Annotated in this window: 13 protein-coding genes, 1 tRNA gene and 1 pseudogene; 6 read left to right on the top strand and 9 right to left on the bottom strand. The window is 38.6% G+C overall.

Features of this window, described 5'->3' with window-relative positions:
- Positions 1-2 precede the first annotated feature (2 nt).
- From thiL to M1381_03345, 6 genes are read right to left on the bottom strand one after another with little or no spacing between them, the layout of a single operon-like run.
- Entirely contained in the window at positions 3-992 is a 990-nt protein-coding gene (gene thiL / locus M1381_03370) for a thiamine-phosphate kinase (GenBank protein ID MCL4478128.1), read from the bottom strand.
- Positions 937-3,381, bottom strand: coding sequence for an endopeptidase La (gene lon / locus M1381_03365; protein ID MCL4478127.1), 2,445 nt, complete (start codon positions 3,379-3,381; stop codon positions 937-939). Before lon ends, thiL begins: the two co-directional genes overlap by 56 nt.
- A 1-nt stretch (position 3,382) precedes the next feature.
- The gene (locus M1381_03360; protein ID MCL4478126.1) at positions 3,383-3,814 is read right to left on the bottom strand and encodes an Hsp20/alpha crystallin family protein; all 432 of its coding nucleotides are present in this window, start codon (positions 3,812-3,814) and stop codon (positions 3,383-3,385) included.
- 10 nt (positions 3,815-3,824) lie between these two features.
- On the bottom strand, positions 3,825-5,729 hold the full coding sequence (locus tag M1381_03355; GenBank protein MCL4478125.1) for a penicillin-binding protein activator: 1,905 nt from the start codon (positions 5,727-5,729) through the stop codon (positions 3,825-3,827).
- Complete coding sequence (locus M1381_03350; GenBank protein MCL4478124.1) at positions 5,719-6,288, bottom strand: phospholipase D-like domain-containing protein; 570 nt, start codon at positions 6,286-6,288, stop codon at positions 5,719-5,721. The genes M1381_03355 and M1381_03350 overlap by 11 nt, the downstream gene beginning before the upstream one ends.
- Positions 6,281-7,003 (bottom strand): tetratricopeptide repeat protein, encoded by a 723-nt coding sequence (locus tag M1381_03345; protein MCL4478123.1) that lies wholly within the window; start codon positions 7,001-7,003, stop codon positions 6,281-6,283. The genes M1381_03350 and M1381_03345 overlap by 8 nt, the downstream gene beginning before the upstream one ends.
- A 172-nt stretch (positions 7,004-7,175) precedes the next feature.
- Here M1381_03345 and M1381_03340 point away from each other — a divergent pair, with 172 nt between their 5' ends.
- The gene (locus M1381_03340; GenBank protein MCL4478122.1) at positions 7,176-7,910 is read left to right on the top strand and encodes an outer membrane lipoprotein-sorting protein; all 735 of its coding nucleotides are present in this window, start codon (positions 7,176-7,178) and stop codon (positions 7,908-7,910) included.
- Between the two features lie 150 nt (positions 7,911-8,060).
- Positions 8,061-8,759 (top strand): 1-acyl-sn-glycerol-3-phosphate acyltransferase, encoded by a 699-nt coding sequence (locus M1381_03335; GenBank protein MCL4478121.1) that lies wholly within the window; start codon positions 8,061-8,063, stop codon positions 8,757-8,759.
- A 1-nt stretch (position 8,760) separates the two neighbouring features.
- On the opposite strand, the gene M1381_03330 is transcribed toward M1381_03335, so the two are convergent.
- Both M1381_03330 and M1381_03325 read right to left on the bottom strand, forming a co-directional pair.
- The gene (locus tag M1381_03330; GenBank protein MCL4478120.1) at positions 8,761-11,064 is read right to left on the bottom strand and encodes a bifunctional serine/threonine-protein kinase/formylglycine-generating enzyme family protein; all 2,304 of its coding nucleotides are present in this window, start codon (positions 11,062-11,064) and stop codon (positions 8,761-8,763) included.
- Positions 11,065-11,121: 57 nt separating this feature from the next.
- Positions 11,122-12,012: a mechanosensitive ion channel family protein gene (locus M1381_03325; protein MCL4478119.1), complete on the bottom strand. Its 891-nt coding sequence runs from the start codon at positions 12,010-12,012 to the stop codon at positions 11,122-11,124.
- 143 nt (positions 12,013-12,155) lie between these two features.
- Here M1381_03325 and M1381_03320 point away from each other — a divergent pair, with 143 nt between their 5' ends.
- The 3 genes and pseudogenes from M1381_03320 to M1381_03310 all read left to right on the top strand — a co-directional run bounded on the left by M1381_03320 (position 12,156) and on the right by M1381_03310 (position 14,246).
- Entirely contained in the window at positions 12,156-13,034 is an 879-nt protein-coding gene (locus tag M1381_03320; GenBank protein MCL4478118.1) for a VIT1/CCC1 transporter family protein, read from the top strand.
- 135 nt (positions 13,035-13,169) lie between these two features.
- Positions 13,170-13,242: transfer RNA gene (locus M1381_03315), tRNA-Arg, on the top strand.
- A 206-nt stretch (positions 13,243-13,448) separates the two neighbouring features.
- A pseudogene (locus tag M1381_03310) lies at positions 13,449-14,246 on the top strand (dienelactone hydrolase family protein).
- Between the two features lie 175 nt (positions 14,247-14,421).
- Here the strand turns inward: M1381_03310 and M1381_03305 are convergent.
- Entirely contained in the window at positions 14,422-15,726 is a 1,305-nt protein-coding gene (locus tag M1381_03305; protein MCL4478117.1) for a citrate (Si)-synthase, eukaryotic, read from the bottom strand.
- A gap of 442 nt (positions 15,727-16,168) precedes the next feature.
- On the opposite strand from M1381_03305, the gene M1381_03300 reads away from it, so the two are divergent.
- Positions 16,169-18,784: a carboxypeptidase regulatory-like domain-containing protein gene (locus M1381_03300; protein MCL4478116.1), complete on the top strand. Its 2,616-nt coding sequence runs from the start codon at positions 16,169-16,171 to the stop codon at positions 18,782-18,784.
- Positions 18,785-19,021 lie beyond the last annotated feature (237 nt).

Raw genomic sequence — 19,021 nt, 5'->3', positions numbered from 1 at the left:
TTTTATCCCCTATGAATATAGCCTTTGCTTTCATAAGCCAATTTTATTTTTTTCCCATGCCTGTACATAGAGATACCCTTATCCTCCACTATCGTACCAATCCTTTTTATACCAAGCCTGTTTATCTCGCCTTTATAATGCGTAACAGAAACAGTAAAAAGCAGTGTATAGTCATCACCTCCGGTTAAAACATACTCATAAGGATCTTTACCCATGAGTTCTGCTGTGTATTTTACACCATTTGATACGGGTATTTTATCAAGATCAAGTCTTGCACCAACATTGCTTTCTTCAAGTATATGATTAAGATCCTGCATAAGTCCATCAGATACATCTATCATTGAATTAGGAACAAGATGTTTTACAATTGTACGTGCCTGTAATAACATTGGAACGGGTTCTAAATATCTGTTCACAAGCCCTGGATATTTTTTCTCTTTTCTCTTTAACAAAAGATCAAGCCCCGCAATCGCTTCACCTGTTATACCTGCAAGGCATATAATATCACCGACTCTTGCACCATGCCTCGTTATAAATGTATTGTTCTCTGTTTCACCTATAACAACCGTATCCGCTGCAAAACTCCCGTTGGTCGTGGTAATATTCCCTCCTATAAGTGTAATACCATATTCTTTTAACCGGGATGTAAATCCATGCATAAACCTGTGGACATTCTTTTCATTAAAACTTACCGGCAGAAATAGTGAAGACATTGCATAAAGGGGAATTCCACCCATTGCTGCTATATCACTTACCGCCGCGCCAATGGCTCTTTTCCCGGCACTTTCCCATTTATTTAGTTCGCCAAGAAAATGTATACCATCTACAACACTATCAACCGTATAAAGTAATTGCTTATTGCCTTTACACGATACAACAGCCGTATCGTCTCCAATACCAAGTAAAACATCACCTCTGGATTTTCCCGAAGTTTTTTTAATTCTTTTTATGAGGTCTATCTCTTCCCAGTTTTTTATTGTTTTTTGCATCATTCTTTGAATGAGTTGATTTTTTATTTGTGAGCAAAACCTGTTCCAGAACTTCGCTTATGTGTTTTACAGGGATAAAAGTGATTTTATCTTTAACATAATCCGGTAATTCTTCGAGATCCGGTTTGTTCGCTTCCGGCATTATAACTCTGTATATCTTTGCTCTGAGAGCTGCAAGAGACTTCTCTTTCAAACCCCCTATTGGCAGTACATTACCCCTCAATGTAATCTCGCCGGTCATTGCAACATCTCTTCTAACCTTTTTACGTGTAAGAGCAGACGCAGTTGCAACAGCCATAGTGATCCCTGCTGAGGGCCCATCCTTAGGAATAGCACCGGCAGGCACATGTATATGAATATCGAACCTATCAAAAAAAGATCCATCATTTATACCAAGTTCCGTTGCCTTTGATCTAAGATAACTTACAGCAGCCATTGCGGATTCCTTCATCACATCGCCAAGCTGTCCTGTAAGTGTTAGTCTGCCTTTGCCTTTCATTATTATCACCTCTATGTAAAGCACATCTCCGCCGTAAGGCGTCCACGCAAGACCGGTTGCAACACCAATCTCATCTTTGTACATAAGGTCTTCTATAGGAATTTTGGGGGCACCAAGATATTTTCTCACATCATTTTTTGTTATATTGAAAGGCGGCTTCTCTCCTTCTGCTATCTTTTGAGCAACTTTCCTAAAGATTGTTGCTATTTCTCTTTCGAGATTTCTCAGGCCTGCTTCTTTGGTGTAGTTATTTATAATGAAGAGTATAGCTGCCTCTTCAAACTTAACATTATTTTTCCCCACACCCGTTTCATTCCCCTGTCTTGAGATTATAAATTTTTGTGCAATGCGTAATTTCTCTTCATCGGTGTATCCGGCGAGGCTTATCACCTCCATTCTATCTTTTAATGCAGGCGGAACAGGATCCATCATGTTCGCAGTTGCTATAAACAGGACATCGCTTAAATCAAAAGGAACACCGAGATAATTATCGGAAAATGAGAAATTCTGTTCCGGATCAAGAACTTCAAGAAGTGCTGCAGACGGGTCTCCTCTAAAATCTACGCCTATTTTATCAATTTCATCGAGCATATAAACAGGATTTTTTGTGCCGATCTGTTTTATCCCCTGTATAATCCTGCCAGGCATGGCACCTATATAGGTTCGCCTATGGCCTCTTATCTCTGCTTCATCTCTTATACCGCCAAGAGACATCCTAACAAATTTTCTGTTGAGTGCGCGTGCTATTGACTTACCGAGGGATGTCTTACCTACACCCGGTGGTCCTACAAAGCATAGTATAGGACCTTTTGCCTTTTTTTTAAGCCTTCTCACTGAGAGATATTCAAGTATACGTTCTTTTACTTTTTCAAGATCATAATGATCCACATCGAGTATACTTTTTGCATGCTTTATATCAATATTTTCTTTTGTTTTTTTACTCCATGGAATCTCTGTCAGCCATTCAAGGTAAGTTCTTACTATAGATGCTTCAGCAGAATCTGGATGCATCATCTCAAGCCTGTTTACCTGACCCTGCGCTTCTTCTTCAACATCTTTCGGCATCTTTGCCTTTTTTATTTTATCTCTGAACTCCTGTATCTCTCTCGCTTTTTCATCGATTTCACCGAGTTCACTTTTAATGGCTTTGAGCTGCTCCCTTAAAAAATATTCTCTTTGAACCTTACCCATCTCCTCTCTTGCATGAGACTGTATTTTTGCCTGTAATGTCAAAAGTTCCATTTCTTTGTTCTGTATTTCCATGACAGACTTTAATCTCTGTACAGGATCAACAGTCTCAAGAAATGTTTGGAGCTCTGCGGTTTTCAAGCCATAGTTTGTTACAATTATATCCGCTATCCTTCCAGGATCTGTTATGTTTTCAAGTAGTATAAGTGCATCAGGCTGAATTGGTTTGCCCATTGCAACTACCTTTTCAAGCTGCTCTTTAACGGTTCTTATGAGTGCCTGTATCTCTACAGTTTCTGTAACAGGTTCTTCCTGTATAACATCAATGCTTACAAGATAAAACGGCTTCTGTTGTTTATACTCTTTTATATGTACGCGCGACAGCCCCTGTATGAGAATTTTTACCCTACCGTCAGGCAGTTTAAGCATGCGTGTTATGGAGCCGACAGTCCCTGTCTCATATATCCCTTCCGGCAGCGGAGATTCCTCGTTCATATTTTTTTGCGTCGAGAATACTACAAGCCTTTCTTTTGTAAGCGCATAATCGATTGCGGATATTGATGCTTCTCTCCCGACAAATAGCGGCAGTATCATATTGGGGAATAGTACAACATCCCTTATAGGAACGAGCGGCAGTTCATCGGGAATCTTTGTCCTGTCTGGCTGCTGTTCATTTTCTTGTTTTAAATCAATTTCTTCCGTCATATCATGATCCTTTTTCTATTTTTATCCTTATTTTACTAACTCTTCTATCCTGTATTTTTTTGAGGATAATCTTCAATACACCATTCTTTAATACTGCTTTTATATTCCTGGTATCACACGTGGACTGTATCGGTATTATTTTAGTAAAGCTTCCAAAGGTCCTTTCTACCTGACCGTATCTAATAATATTATGCTCAACTACTTCGAATTTCTCTCCGTAAACATAAACTACATTGTTCTGCACAAAGCACTCTACATGCCCGGCATCTACACCAGGAACATCCATCTCTATGATAAGTTCATCCTGTTTTTCGTAGATGTCACTTTTAATATCGGGTATACCAATATCCGCATACATCCAAGTCTTTATTGTTTCTATTGCAATATCGCCAAGTTCCATATTTATTTTATCTATTGTGCTTTTCGGTTTCATGACTAATGCCTCAATGCCCCACCTCGATTATTCTATTACCATATACCTTTAATATGTAAAGTTTTTTAACCGGCACTCTACTGCCATCGTACGTTGTAATACCTGTAACACCGTTATAATTTTTAAGCCCCATAATGTTGTTTCTTATATCCTTTCTTGTCTTAGCATCCTTAATAGCATTAATAAGGATATTGGCTGTATCATAACCAAGTGCTGATAGGATAGTCGGCTCAACCGAAAACTCGGAGTTGTATTTGTTCACAAATTGCACTACTGCTGGATCGGTACTCTGAGTAAAAAAACCATCTACATATATAGAACCATCAACGTACCTGCCGCCGAGTTTGATAAGGGCTTCACTGCTCCAGCCATTGCCGCCTAATAACTGAACATTGTTAACATCATAGTAGAGCAATTCCGGTGCAATCATTGCAATTTTTTCATAATAATCGGGAATAAAAATCGCTTTAAAATCTATTATCGGCGGGGGTTTAGAACGTTGATCTCGCGGTAATTTTAAGATATCTGCTTTCCGTAGATCGAGATAATATGTACCTATAAGCTTTTTGATCTGGACTTTATAATCTGTTTCTGTAGTATCATATCCTTCAAGACCATTTATTGAACCGCCGTTTTGCAATACTTCTTCTACAAAAGAACGCATCATACTTTCACCATAATTAGATTCCGGATACAGTACTGCATAACTATTTATGCCGAGCACTTTCATTGAATAGTCAACAATATTTCTTGCCTGATCCGCGGATGTAAGGCTGTTCTGGAATATATAACTGCCTACTTTCGTGATATTCGAATTCTGATTAATTGTTATGTCCGGAACACCGTACTCCTGCATTTCATAAGCAACCTCCTGAGAAGTGGCATTCAGCAATGGACCAATGATTGCAGACACATGATCTTTTTTAACTAATTCCTCTGCCTGTTTAACAGCCTCTTCGGGTACACCTTTTGAATCCCCTATAAAAAGCCTATAACCTGATCCATTGGTTCCTGAAAATCCGATAGCAAGTTCTATACCTTTTAACACCTGTTCACCAAAAGGAGCCATTTCTCCGCTTAAAGGCAGAATGCAGCCTATGTGTTTCATATCCACATTAACGATAGATTCGATTTGTTGCTTCAAAGAAATTGCCGTATTCATGACCTCAGGGTATGGAATGCCGGAGGCTATTATCGCATTTAAAAGTTTTAGCGCTGCCATGTAATTATTTGAAGAGAGCATAGCCCTGGCAAGCTTTAGCTGTAGAAGCGACGTCTCATATACCGTATACGCTCCTTTTAGAAGTTGCTTTGCATCATTATCACTAAGATAGGCATTAACGATTTTATCAATCATCATACGTGAAAGCTCTATATCGGGTTTATTGGAGAATAGAGTCATTGAATGAGCATAAGCATTACATGCATCCCGATACTTATCTCCCATATAATATGCCTCGCCAAGCAAAAAATATGCTCTTCCTTTTTTATCGCCTTCTGACCGTTTAATGGCTGATTTAAATTGATCCGCTGCATTGCTGTATTGAGTCTCTATCATATCGATAACCCCGGAACCAATCATTGCATTGTATGAGTATCTGCTGTTTGAATACTGTGTTATTATCTGATTGTAATAGCCCCTGGCATCATTATATAATTTTAATTTCATTGAAAGCTCACCGGCCTTAAATAATCCATAGGGTGCATAAATGCTGTCCTTGTATATCTTTGGTATTGATGCGTACAGCTTTATGGCTTCTATAAGATCATGTTTTTTTTCATGTTCGGATGCCTTGTTCCTGACAATACTTATCACCTGTTCTACGTTCATCATCCTGCCTTCATAAACAATCCTGGGAGCACAACTGTATACGATTACCAATAAGAGAGATATTGATAAAAACCTATATCTCATGTTCTATGACCTCCATGTATCTTAAAAGCATTTCTGCTAAATCGGATGAAACAATCCTTACACTTATTTCATGATTATATTTCAACGCACTTTGAGTAAAATTATGACTGCCTATGTAAACGATACGCTTGTCAATTATAATGACCTTTGCGTGAGTTATTCTTTTAGGTGAATCGAAATAAACCCTTATACCCCTTTTTTCGAGATCCTTTGCTACAGAAGTGTTTGAATCATTTACCGATACAGCTTTTCCGTTGTTCTTATATCTATCATCTATATTCAAAAGTACTATCACATTAACACCCTGTTTATGTTTACTCTCTATTGAGTCAAGGATATGATCCGGTAATCCGTTTCTATAACCTGTTGGTTTGAACAAGTACATAATTATGTCTATGCTATGTCTCGCCGCACCTATATCTTTTATAAGATAACTATAATATTCTTTATCCTCAAGGAGTTTAAAATCATCTATATCTTTATACGACTCCGCGTAAGCTAAGTTATACGCTATCAATAATAGCGTTATGCACAAAATGTAGGTAGTAATTTTACGCATTTTGTTTCTTCATCAATCCATTCTTAGCAGCTTTAATATATATATTGGCAATTCCATTTTTAGGCTCTCTCCTGAGCACATCTTCAAGTTCGACAATTGCATCATCGTATCTACCCATTAGATAGTATAGTATCCCGAGATTAACCTTCGCAGGTATATAATCGGCATTTATCATCTGGACTTCTTCAAGCTCCTTTATAGCTTGTGCAATAAGTCCTTTTGTTCTTAATGCTAAAGCTAGTTTTGTTTTTATATCAACATAAACGGGTTGAAGTTTTAAAGCCTTTTGATATTCCTCTATTGCACTATCATAATTGTCTATTTCTGTATAAAGATCTCCGAGTTTTGCATGCATATTTGCAAGCCTGGAATAGATAAGTTTATCTTCCATCTCTTTTATGGTTTTTGTGTGTGACGATTCTTTAACCTTATTTAACACGTTTTTTGCTTTCTCATATTGCCCTATATCGTTATAAATAATGGATAAACTTGTTGCTGCTTCCAGATACGTTGGGTTTAGTTCAAGAGATCTTTCGAGCGAACCTATCGCATCCTTTATATTGCCCTTTAGATAATAAATCACTCCAAGCATGTTATAAACATCAGCATAATCTCTATTGTTCTTTTCAAAGATTGTAAAATGTTTCATTGCAAGATCATATTTATTATCAAGGAAATATTCTTTGCCAAGCTTGTAATGCTCTTTATCTTTCATAAAAAAACCTCCATTACACCATTTCCTCTAATGACCGACTATCTTGAGATAGTAGAATTACGCCTTATCTGATAATACATAAAATTTATATATCGGATTTAAGTAAATGGCAACTTTGTTTGACATATAAGTTTACAATGACTATTTATATAGCTGTTCGGGAGGCATAAAAATGAAGAAGATAACAATATTTTCAATATTACCAGTCGTTCTACCCTTAATTGTAAACGCATCTGCACCTTTAACCGGGAATGAAGTGTTACAAAAAATCGATAACCAGCAATTAACAAAGGATAAAACGAGTGTGGCTGTAATGAAGCTTATTGATAGCAGCGGCACAACAGTAGAAAGAACATTAAAAATGTATATGAAAGGTGCCAATGATAAGCTTATAAGGTTCTTATCACCTGCCGATATTAAAGGAACTGCCTTCCTATCAAGAGGCAGCGAGAATATGTGGTTATATCTGCCTGCTTTAAGCAGGGTAAGACGTATCGCCGGATATGCATCACACGGGGATTTTATGGGTTCTGATTTTAATTATAGAGATCTAAGCTCGAGCGGGCTTGCAGAGGACTTTAATGCGGCCATTGATAGTTATAAAGATCATGAATATGCATTGACCCTTACGCCCAAAAAGTCCGGCTCAGCGTACAGTAAGGTAAAGCTCTGGGTAAAGGATGATACCTTTGTACCGTTAAAGATAGAATTTTATGATCCTTCCGGAAAGCTCTTGAAAATTCTGACAAATACAGAGATGAAAGAGATCAACGGTAAATGGTTCCCGATGTCTATGGAAATGCGTAACGTGCAGGAAAATCATACAACGTACATCATCGTAAAGGAAATGAAGATCAATACAGGATTATCCAATAGAGACTTTACGGAGAGGGCACTTAAAGAATGATTGTGAAGTGAGTGATTGGCTTTGCCGTTTAATTGCCTGTTCAATCCTGACAAATCAAGTACATTCTTTCAACATAACTACCACGATCCACTTATCTGGTAGCTGTTTGAGATATATTGAAAAAAACAGATATTTATGTAATACTTGCTTATGAGATCGTATATTACATTTGTTGGAATTATTATCTATACCGCCGTTGTAGCGACATTAGCAATAATAATAGGTTTATTTGATCCAACGGGTAATATTGTATTTTTTATTTCAAGGATCTGGGCATGGCTGATACTTAAAACCGCCGGTATAAAAGTGGATATTGAAGGATTTGATAAACTCGATAAAAACAAATCTTACATTTTTATGTCCAATCACATAAGCCACATTGATACGGCAGCTATTGTATTCAAATCACCCTTGGAATTAAGATTTTTTGCAAAAAAAGAACTGCTGAAGATTCCGGTTTTTGGCTTGGCAGTGTATTTGGGCAGGCACGTTATTATTAATAGAAAAAACATTATATTGGCAAGAAAGAGTATTGAACAAGCAAGAAGGCGTATGCTTAAATATGGATTTTCTATTATACTTTTCCCTGAAGGTACAAGAAGCTTGACCGGCAAAATAGGGCCGTTTAAAAAGGGCGGATTCGTACTTGCTATAGAATCAGGCTTTTCAATTGTTCCTATTGGAATAAAAGGAAGTTTTGAGATTTTACCTTCTCATTCATTATTGGTAAAATCAGGCACAATAAGGGTTAAGATAGGTAAACCCATACAAGTTGATCAATACAATATGGATAATAAAGAGGTACTTATTGATAAGGTGAGAGCTGAAATTGAAAACTTGAGTTCTTAGATCATTTCAACGGGTTGCTGCAACATCTGAATCCCACTTCAGGGCTCGTTGAATTGGGTAGCATATTGTATCTGGATGCACAGCGTGTCCCCCAGTCAGGCCTTGTATAAGAGCCCCCTTTTACTACCTTATACCGAGTATCTGCCGATGAAAAAACATTATCAGTCCACTCCATTACATTTCCACTCATATCGTAAACACCATAACCGCTCGCACATCCTATAAAACTCCCTGATGGTGCAATAGACCTGTTCGTTCCGTCGGATGTTTGCGTATTGCATTTTGAATCATCCCATTTATTTCCATAAGGGTACTTGAGATTGCCGGATCCTTTACATGCTTTTTCCCATTCAGCTTCAGTACAAAGGTTTTTATTTTCTTCGCTACAGATCTGTTTGGCGGTATAGAAATTTATATCTACTACAGGTATTACGCCTTTTTTATCCGGGTACTCATATTTATCAATACAAAAGCTATCTATGTATGTTTTTACATTTGGTTTTTCTGAAAAATCTCTCATAGGATCGGAAGGAGAACTGCCCATTATAAAGCTGCCGGCAGGTATATATACCATGTTATCAGGGCATTGAGGTTTTGGTGCAGGTGGTGTAATGAGTTTCTCCGGCACTACAGCTGCATTTACCTCTTTTTCAGGTTTTACAGGTAGCTTTTCTTTTCTTTGTTCTATCGGCTTTGCAATGCTTTCAGGCTGTTGTAACTGGTGCGGTATGATTTTTGCTTTTTCAACAGGTTTTGTATGTTTTATGACCTTTCTTAGGACATGTTTTATAGTAGATGCAGTCATCTGAGATTTGGTTTTTCGAGTTGAAGTCATCTGAGATTGGGTTATTTGAGTTGAAGCCATCTGAGATGGAGTAATACGAGATGCTATTATCTCGTGAGATGGCTTCAAAACCATCCATACAATGACTGCTGATATAATTGCAGTACCAGCACTTATAACTGTTATAAGTCCGATTGGAGATTTCTTAGCGAGTTTCTCCTTAACCTTTTCTGGAGAAGGTATTAACGGTACCTTTTTAGGCTCTAACTGTTGTTCTTGAACGATATCGCTTTCAGGCTCTGGCTGTCTAACAGGTGAGTGTTTTTCTTCTATCAGAGGAAGATTTTCTATAATTTGCTGCCGGGGTTCCGAAGGGTTTGCTGTTTCTTTTTTAGATGCCTCCTCAAGATTAGTATGAGGGATACTTGTCCCTTCCGTGTCTATATACATTAATAATTCTTTATCGATTTCTGTATGCAGTTTGCCAGCCTCTTCTATTCCTTGCTGTTCTTTTGTTTCCCATTGTTTTTCTTCAAAGGCATCCGGTTCTTTTCCAAATAAGTGCACGAGTGTTTTATAGAAATCGGTTATGTATTGAGCCCGTTTTTCATAATCCTGCTGTATGGCATTCAAAACTACTCTGTCAATGTCCGGGAAAAGTTCTTTATTATAGGTGCTCGGCGGGCTTACTACGCCGGAAGGTATAAGCCCTGTTAGCATCTCATAGGTTATAACCCCGAGTGAATATATGTCACTTACTTTTGCCAATGCCCCACCTATGATGATCTCCGGGGCTATGTATGCATAAGCATACCCGAGATCTTGCTGTATTGATGCGAAGTCTAATGGCGAGAGCGCGCTTGCAATGCCAAAATCCGTGATCTTTATACCGTTTGGAAGTATGAAGATATTTTCAGGTTTTAAATCACCATGAACAATGCCGTTATTATGGGCGGTAATCAATGCTTTGCACAGATGTCTAAGTATGGATTCGAGTTCTTCACCTTTAAAGAAACGCTTCATGTCTCTTCTTACATCAAGCAATTTTCTGAGCGTCAGCCCCTCTATGTACTCTGTAACAATATATGGAGTAGTTTCTATCTCCCCATAATCATATATGATCGCAATCTCCGGCAGCTTTAGCTCTTTCAGTATCTTCATAATGTTGAACAACTGGTTTTTTATCTTTTGCGATGAAAGCAACGAGGGTTGTATGGTTTTGAGTACAAAAATCTTTTTTCGAGTTTTATCTCTTACTTTGTACGTGTTCCCAAGGCCCTTAGAGTTGAGTAACTCCCTTACTTCGTATCTGGAGAGTATTATATCTCCAACATGAAAAATCGCTGATTTCTGTACAGGGGTGCTTGACTTTCCTCCATTTGCTGATTCTATTGATTCTTGCCCTGTTTTATATTTTTGCTCCGGATTGTTTTTTGAAAATTTGGGAAACAAAATCTGACCGCAATGAGGACACTTTTCTACACCCGCAGGAACTTCTTTAAGGCATTTATAACATCTCACTTATTGTCCTCCTTATTTTATTTTATCTTCATCCACGGATCATTCACTCAATCTTGCTTAATTCTGTTTTACCCCTTTAGTATAATTTAAACAAAAATTAAGTATTATATCTCTGACGGGATCTTCATTTATCTCTTCCGAATACACTTCTACTGCTATGAAATAGCTGTTCAAAGTTAAATCCACTGTTCTTATGGCCGGTGAAGGTTCTTTTAATATAATTTCATCCTGATCAAGATACGATTCCAGAGCCTTTTTAAATGCACCAGGCTCAACTTTTTTATCGAGCTCAAATCTCACCCTTGTTATCCGCTTTTTCACTCCCGAATAATTCGTGATAAGTGCAGACATAAGTACATTATTTGGTGCTTTTAATTCCATGCCGTTATCTTCTTTTATGGTTGTAAATAAAAGGTTTACATCTTTAACCATGCCTGTATATCCTGGTTTAAGGGCCTCATGTTGATAAGTAGATGGAGATACTCCCCATTGCCATGTCACAACAGTGATTCTATCTCCTATCTTGAAAGGCTTGGCAAAAAGGATAATAATACCCGCAAATAAATTAGATAATATTGTCTGGGCTGCAAGGCCTAAAACTATACCAAGAAATGTGGCACCAAGCAGTATGTTTGTGACATTAATGCCAAGTACAGAAAAGATAATAATGAGTAAGGCTGAGTATACAATGAGGTTGATAAAAAATTTTAAAACACCTGCATTGTCTTCACTTATATACATGAATGTGTTGGCTATAAATCTCTGTATTACCTTAATAATTATCATACCTAAAATAAAGATTATGGCAGCATCGATTATAGAAGAAAAACCCATAGGAATCATTTTTGTATGTATTGCTATTAAATGTAATGAGACACCTGCTATGATCCCTATAATTATGAAGAATACCAATAGCTTTATAGTGTTTGTTATTTCTCTTTTTGTCATGTTTAAGTATAGATATATGTTAATCGATATAAATTTGCAATCAGATGATAATAATTCGATAAATCTGGTATAAGCCTAAGATGACAGTTTATATGCGTTCTGATAATATTAAAAAATGAGAATGAGTTTTAAGGAGAGATTATATGAATAAAAACACTTTGGAACAGAACATGATGCTGTCTCTGATGGCTTTTCAAAAAAATGAAATTACAGAACATTTTGTTTATAAAAGGCTTTCTGATAACTCAAAAGATAAAAATAAAGAAGTATTACAGAAAATATGCGATGACGAGCTTCGTCATTATGATATATGGAAAAGATATACGAAAATAGATATAAAACCGAGCAGAATAAAAATCTTTTTCTACATTGCTATTGTTAAGCTATTCAGTTTAACTTTTGCCATAAAGATTATGGAAAAAGGAGAAGATAGGGCGCAGCTTGCTTACAGGCGGATATCCGATCAATTTAAAGAGACGGCAGAAATAATTGAAGATGAAGAGAAGCACGAGAGAGAACTAATATCTTTAATTGATGAAGATAAACTCAATTACATAAGCTCCATGATCCTCGGATTAAATGATGCACTTGTGGAGATCACAGGTACACTTGCAGGTTTATCTTTTGCATTCCAGAAAACGCACCTTATAGGGGTAGCAGGTTTGATCACAGGTATCGCAGCGGCTTTATCGATGATGTCATCAGAGTATCTTGCAAAAAAATCAGACCGGAATGATAAAAATCCTTTTAAAGCTTCAATGTATACCGGTGTGGCTTATATAATTGCTGTGGCATTACTTGTTGCCCCATTTTTTATTTTTCAAAGCTATCATCTTGCCATATTATTATCCATTATCACTGCTGTTGTTATTATATTTTTTTTCACCTACTTCATTTCTGTAACAAAAGAAGTACCGTTCTTGAGCAGGTTTCTTGAGATGAGCTTGATCAGCATTGGAGTTGCGGGTTTATCTTTTTTGATTGGCTATGGGTTAAGGATGTTTTTGCATGTAAGCGTTTAATGTGGATCGTTGTCAACATTTAACTCAAGGATGCAATGATGGGAACTGATTTTCACAAAAAAAACGGGGATAAGTTGGCAGCAGCCGCTTGACAGTAAATAGGAACATCATATAACATATTGAAATATAAATAATGCGCCCGTAGCTCAGTGGATAGAGCGTCGGACTACGAATCCGCAGGCCGGGGGTTCAAATCCCCCCGGGCGCATGTTGTTTTTCAAGTAGTTAGAAATAGGGAGCAGATCAGAATCTTTGTCAAGTGTGTGTAGACCCCATAATCCATCAAAGTTAACATTATTAGAAAAGACGATAAATTATTGAAAAGTCCTGTGTACAGGGTAGATAGAGTACTGGATTCGGGTAAATGATACAGCAGTCCAAAGTCCAAGACAAGATAGATAAGGATCAACGATTATGGATAGCAGGAATGTAAGATATAAAACACACGATAACAGCGAAATCAGGACGCATCTTGCAGTGCCGGAAGTCAAAACCAAGGCAGCCGGCATAATAGTTATACAGGAAATATTCGGTTTTACCGATTTTATACGTGGTGTTGCTAATAGATTAGCTGGACAGGGGTATATAGCCCTTGCGCCACACTTGTATTCAAGATAAAACCAGGATGCGCTGTTTACATAGAAGATTATAACGAATGCAATGACCCCGATGTTCTCTATCCCACCCGAAAAAAGAAGAGATCCATCTGTGTTGAATGAGATCATGTCAAAGTCTGACGAAACACAGAAAAAGATCATTACGGACCTTATGATAAACAGACATAAGGTTGAAGAAAATATGTTAAAGGACCTGGAATCCACATACAACTTTTTAAAAGCAAACTATAATGTCCACAAAATGGGGGTAATCGGTTTTTGTATGGGAGGCGGGCTGACCTTCCAGATATCAACAATAAAGCCTTTTGAGGCATCAGCGGTGTATTACCGGGCAAATCCTAAACCCATAGAAGCCGTTGCAAACATAAAAGGCGCTGTGCCCGGGATATATGCGGGCGAAGACAGCAGTATAAACCAGGGACTGCCTGAGCTCATGAAAGCTATTGTAGAGTATAAAACGAATTTTGAGATGAAACTCTACCCCGGTACACATCACGCCTTTTTCAATCACACCGGTACCTCATACAATGAGGATGCTTCACAAGACGCATGGGAAAGGACACTCGATCTCTTTAAAAAATACCTTGGTGCCTGATGGAAAAGAAAGAGGAAAGCGGCATAATAAATGAATGCTTCCTAATAGGGGTAAAGATTATGAAAGACATTGCAAAAGAAGAACAGGCAGAACGGGTCACCCAAAAAAATTTATGCTTTTTGGGGTGACCCGTTTTTCACTTACCCAAGATCCCATGTATTACCAAATGCACAACTTAAGCTTTTAGTATTGCCTCTTTTAGCATCTGGAGAGTAACAGATTTTGGTCGCTCAAGAGGTGCACCCACTGCCCTATCCCACACGATTTGAGCTGTTATGCCGAGTGCCCTGGAAACACCGAATAAGACTGTATAGAAGTCAAATTCCTTTACACCATAATGATACTGCAGTACGCCGGAGTGTGCATCAACATTGGGCCATGGATTTTTTGCTTTACCCTGTTTCATGAGTACATTTGGAACAACGTCAAATATATTACTTACGGTTTTAAACAATGGATCATCGGGCATGAATTTTAATGCGAATTCTCTTTGTGCGGTGTACCTTGGATCGGTTTTTCTGAGAACGGCATGACCGTAGCCAGGTATGACCTTGCCGCTGTTCAAAGTATCATTTGTAAATTGCTCAACCTGTTCTTTTGTCGGGATTCCATTGTATTTATTGTAAAGATCCATTATCCATTTAAGACATTCCTGGTTTGCAAGTCCATGTAATGGTCCGGCTAATCCATCCATAGCACCCGAAATAGAATAATATACATCAGAAAGCGCCGAGGCAATCAAATGTCCAGCATGTGCGCTGACATTACCACTTTCATGATCACTGTGCAATATAAGATAAAGTCTCATCAGATTTTTATATTCTGGGTTATCAACACCCATCATGTGGGCAAAATTTGCTCCCCAGTCAAGCTTTGGTTCAGCAGGAATAATTTTCCCGTCTTTGTAGGTATGTCTGTAGATATACGCAGCAATTCCCGGCAGTTTCGCCAGAAGATTCATAGAATCTTCAAGCATCGGTTCCCAGTAATCTGTTTTTTTCATGCCGTCATTGTATTTTTTTGCAAAGATAGAATCTTTTTGTAATGCAAGAATTCCTACTGCAAATTGTGTCATCGGATGAGTTCCCGAGGGAAGTGCTTTTATTACATTAAATACATATTCAGGCACACTCGCCCGAACTTTAAATTCATCCTCTATTTCAAGTACATCATCTTTTGAAGGAATTTCTCCTGTAAGTAGCAAGTACCATAATCCTGTCGGATATGCCTCACTATTGGGTTCCGGTTTTGGCAGTTTTTCTCTTACTTCCGGAATTGTATAATTACGGAATCTTATGCCTTCCATTGGGTCAAGATAAGAGGTCTCACATACCATTGATTTTATATCCCTCATTCCGCCTAAGGCCTGATCCAATTCCACTTCATCGATCTTTATTTTTCCATGTTCTTTAGATAAAGTGCTAACATTGTTTCTCCATATTGGAATCAACTTTGATAGTTTGTCTTTAAGTCTTCCCATGTCTTCCTCCTTATACTTTTAATTGTATACAATATACATATTAGTTTTAATAGTGTCAACAAAAAGTGTTTTTCTGCTCATACGATTTTTCCTTTTGTAAAACAATTAAATCAAAATAAAATGCTAAGTGTGAGCGGCTAGACTGACTCGCCGCTGTACGCTGGTTCGGCACTATGATCCATTTTTACACATTTCTCAGTCTCACCGTTTTTTTTTAACGCATCCCAGAATTATTTTTGCATAATAATCTTTTTTGTTCGTAAATGGGTGATTTCACCATATAATAGTGCGTTATAACCAAAAATTACCATTTCATACTACTGAATCAATATAGCTATTTTCTAAGATATTCAGGGAAAATAAATACTTATAAGCTTGCCATCTTAAAACAACAGATGGTATAAAAAATGCGTTCAAAGTAAGTATTATTGAAGGAGGACATATGAAATTAAAAGGTTTGTTCTTTTTAGCAAGCATCCTGATATCTATAAGTATTACAGGATGTAAAGGTTCAACAGGTGCCGCAGGGTCTGCCGGACCTGCGGGTAAGGCAGGATTAAGCACAGGAACCATAGCTGGAGTTGTCGTTGATAGTTCAAGCAGCAAGGCTGTTTCAAATGCTACAGTAGCATTGATTCCTGCAGTTCTTCCAACAACTACTACCGATTCGCAGGGTAAATTCAGTTTTCCTAACATACCAGTGGGTCCGTATCAGGTGGTGGTCAGTGCAAAAGGATATGCACAGTATACTTCAGGGTACTTTGCAGTAGCGGCAGGCTCAACGGTTACGGTATCAGTATCATTAGCTTTGGCCCCATTGAGTTTGCAGCCTTCTTTGATTACGTGGCCATCTAATTATTATATGGATGCTTATGATGTCGGGCTTTACAATGTAGGATATAATGCAGCTGTTAATATATCTGCAAATGTAACAGATCAGAATTATCCAGCGTCAGCACTCTCTTATACATGGACAGTTATTCCGTACCCTCAGTATGGGGGGGTTGAAACTCAGATACCGGGAGCAACAACAGCATCAATTACTTTTACGACGGATCCAATGATGTCTCAGGTTAATGGTATAACACCCGATCAGGGCAGAGACAGCATTATATCAATAGGACCAACGCAAGTAGGTTTATACAGACTTACACTTTATGTGACAAATCCTGCCGGCGTTCAAGCGGTATCGGAAATAATGGTAAGAGCCGCGAGTAAAACAGCGGGTATAGAAAATGTGGGTATCGGAACTCCCGTGTACCTTAGTTTTACATCAACCACACCGTCAATATCAATTATATCAAAACCAGCAGGCTCTAATGCTGTTGTAACAAATGTAGCAGCAAGCCCATACACAGTTGTAACATTTACTCCTGATGTAGCGGGTTTATATACAATAAAAGAAACGACTACGGGTATTTATTTCACAATTGCAGCAGGAACATGGATGGGAGCTATTGATGGTTCCGGCGGGTATTCAAATTCAAGCTGCAGCGCATGTCATAACGGCACTATTACAGGTAATTTTGCACCATGGTTTCAGACTCAACATGCGAGTATGTTTACAAGAGGTATTGAGGGATTAATCGGAGACGGCACTGTTGGTCCTTCTGGATATGAACCGGCAGATATCCCGCCCTATGACTCCTCTCCAATACCTTTAACTACTAATGAGGTGTGTTTGAGCTGTCATACTGTTGGTTATGATCAGGCGCCGCTCGCGAATAACGATGGGTTTGACGATGTGATGAAAACCCTTGGGTGGGCATTTCCGGACACTCTTCAATTATCAAACTGGACAAATATGCTTTCAAATTATGCAGGGCTTGCAGCACTTTCCAATATACAATGTGAGAATTGCCACGGCCCAAGTAACTCACAAGCACATCACAGTACCAACCAGGCTTATGATTTACAGGCAAGGGTTGGATGGGATGCAGGGGTATGCAGTCAGTGCCATGATTCAAATGGCCCTGACTGGGCAATATCACCTCATGCGAATCTTGACTTATCACTTTCAGAGGCAACAATCCAGGGAATGGGTTCAAATGCGGCACACTGTGGAAGATGTCACTCTGCACAGGGATTTAATGCATATATTGACCAGGTTTCTTCTGGCGTAAACAATGGCATGCAAAACCTCGTTGGTCTTAATCTTACCCAGCTTGCAGCTTTAGGGCTTACAGTATCGCAGGTTCAACCTCAAACATGCCAGGCATGTCATGATCCCCATAATGCCGCCAACCCTGATCAGCTAAGAGTTTACGGCAACACATTTACACTTGCAGCAGGGTTTACTGCGGACTCGGTAGGTGCGGGTGCAATTTGTATGGAGTGTCATAATACAAGAAATGGATTAAGGAATGACTCTGTTCCAGTAGCTGATTACTCTGCGCCTCATACACCTTCGCAGGCAGACATACTGATGGGCCAAAGCTCATACTTTACAGGTATTACAGGCACAACCACGATATATGTGTCAAAGCACGCAAACATTGCAGATACATGCGTAACATGTCACATGGTCTATAATCCAAACAATCCAGGAGGTGCGCCTTCATCACATGTATGGACAATCAATCCACAGGACCAGGGCACGATCTGTCAGAACTGTCATGGATCGGGTGTTACAGGCTACGGCTTACAAACAGAGGTTCAGGGTTTACTGAATCAGCTTGAAACGAACCTTTCTAATACTGTAATCGCTGCAATCAACTTTTCAGCTTCATCAGGTTATACAATATGGGCCTCAAACACCAAGACAATCGCAACTCCTGTAACGGCAGCGGCATTCTCGGAGGTGCACGGACAGCAGGGCTACCAGTTGTGGGATTCCTCTAACGCAACATTCACACTTGCGATGGGTTCTATAACAGCAACAACAGGTTCTGCCCCGGGTCCTGTATTCTGGATCAATAGTGCAGCAAATCCTCTAACCACGACGGTTTTGGAAGCAGGCTGGAACTACGCACTTGTTAATAGCGACGGCAGTCTTGGCATACACAACCCAACCTATATACTGACGATACTTAATGATACATTACAGAAATTACCTTAAATAGTAATCCCCCTCTTTTTAAAAAGGCAGCGAGTTTTTTGCTGCCTTTCTTTTTGATTAAGCAAAAAAATTCATTCACAGGAATAAAAAAGACTATAAAGACAAGGGCATGATATGCCCCCACTAATAACTGCATATAAACTTCCGGAGGACATTTTAATATGTCTTTTATTGTATGGGAGATTCGGTGAACCGTCCTGTTTTTGGCGACTCAACGGGTCGCCGCTATTTCTTTGT

The organism is Deltaproteobacteria bacterium (genome assembly GCA_023382265.1).
Lineage (GTDB): Bacteria > JAMCPX01 > JAMCPX01 > JAMCPX01 > JAMCPX01 > JAMCPX01.
This window is presented reverse-complemented; position numbering and strand designations above follow the sequence as displayed.

Bases quoted from the DNA above. Each gene is read 5' to 3' on its own strand.
- M1381_03300 (MCL4478116.1), top strand. From the start codon at position 16,169: ATGAAATTAAAAGGTTTGTTCTTTTTAGCAAGCATCCTGATATCTATA.
- M1381_03360 (MCL4478126.1), bottom strand. From the start codon at position 3,814: ATGAAACCGAAAAGCACAATAGATAAAATAAATATGGAACTTGGCGAT.
- M1381_03335 (MCL4478121.1), top strand. From the start codon at position 8,061: ATGAGATCGTATATTACATTTGTTGGAATTATTATCTATACCGCCGTT.
- M1381_03350 (MCL4478124.1), bottom strand. From the start codon at position 6,288: ATGCGTAAAATTACTACCTACATTTTGTGCATAACGCTATTATTGATA.
- thiL (MCL4478128.1), bottom strand. From the start codon at position 992: ATGATGCAAAAAACAATAAAAAACTGGGAAGAGATAGACCTCATAAAA.
- lon (MCL4478127.1), bottom strand. From the start codon at position 3,381: ATGACGGAAGAAATTGATTTAAAACAAGAAAATGAACAGCAGCCAGAC.
- M1381_03345 (MCL4478123.1), bottom strand. From the start codon at position 7,003: ATGAAAGATAAAGAGCATTACAAGCTTGGCAAAGAATATTTCCTTGAT.
- M1381_03305 (MCL4478117.1), bottom strand. From the start codon at position 15,726: ATGGGAAGACTTAAAGACAAACTATCAAAGTTGATTCCAATATGGAGA.
- M1381_03340 (MCL4478122.1), top strand. From the start codon at position 7,176: ATGAAGAAGATAACAATATTTTCAATATTACCAGTCGTTCTACCCTTA.
- M1381_03325 (MCL4478119.1), bottom strand. From the start codon at position 12,012: ATGACAAAAAGAGAAATAACAAACACTATAAAGCTATTGGTATTCTTC.
- M1381_03355 (MCL4478125.1), bottom strand. From the start codon at position 5,729: ATGAGATATAGGTTTTTATCAATATCTCTCTTATTGGTAATCGTATAC.
- M1381_03320 (MCL4478118.1), top strand. From the start codon at position 12,156: ATGAATAAAAACACTTTGGAACAGAACATGATGCTGTCTCTGATGGCT.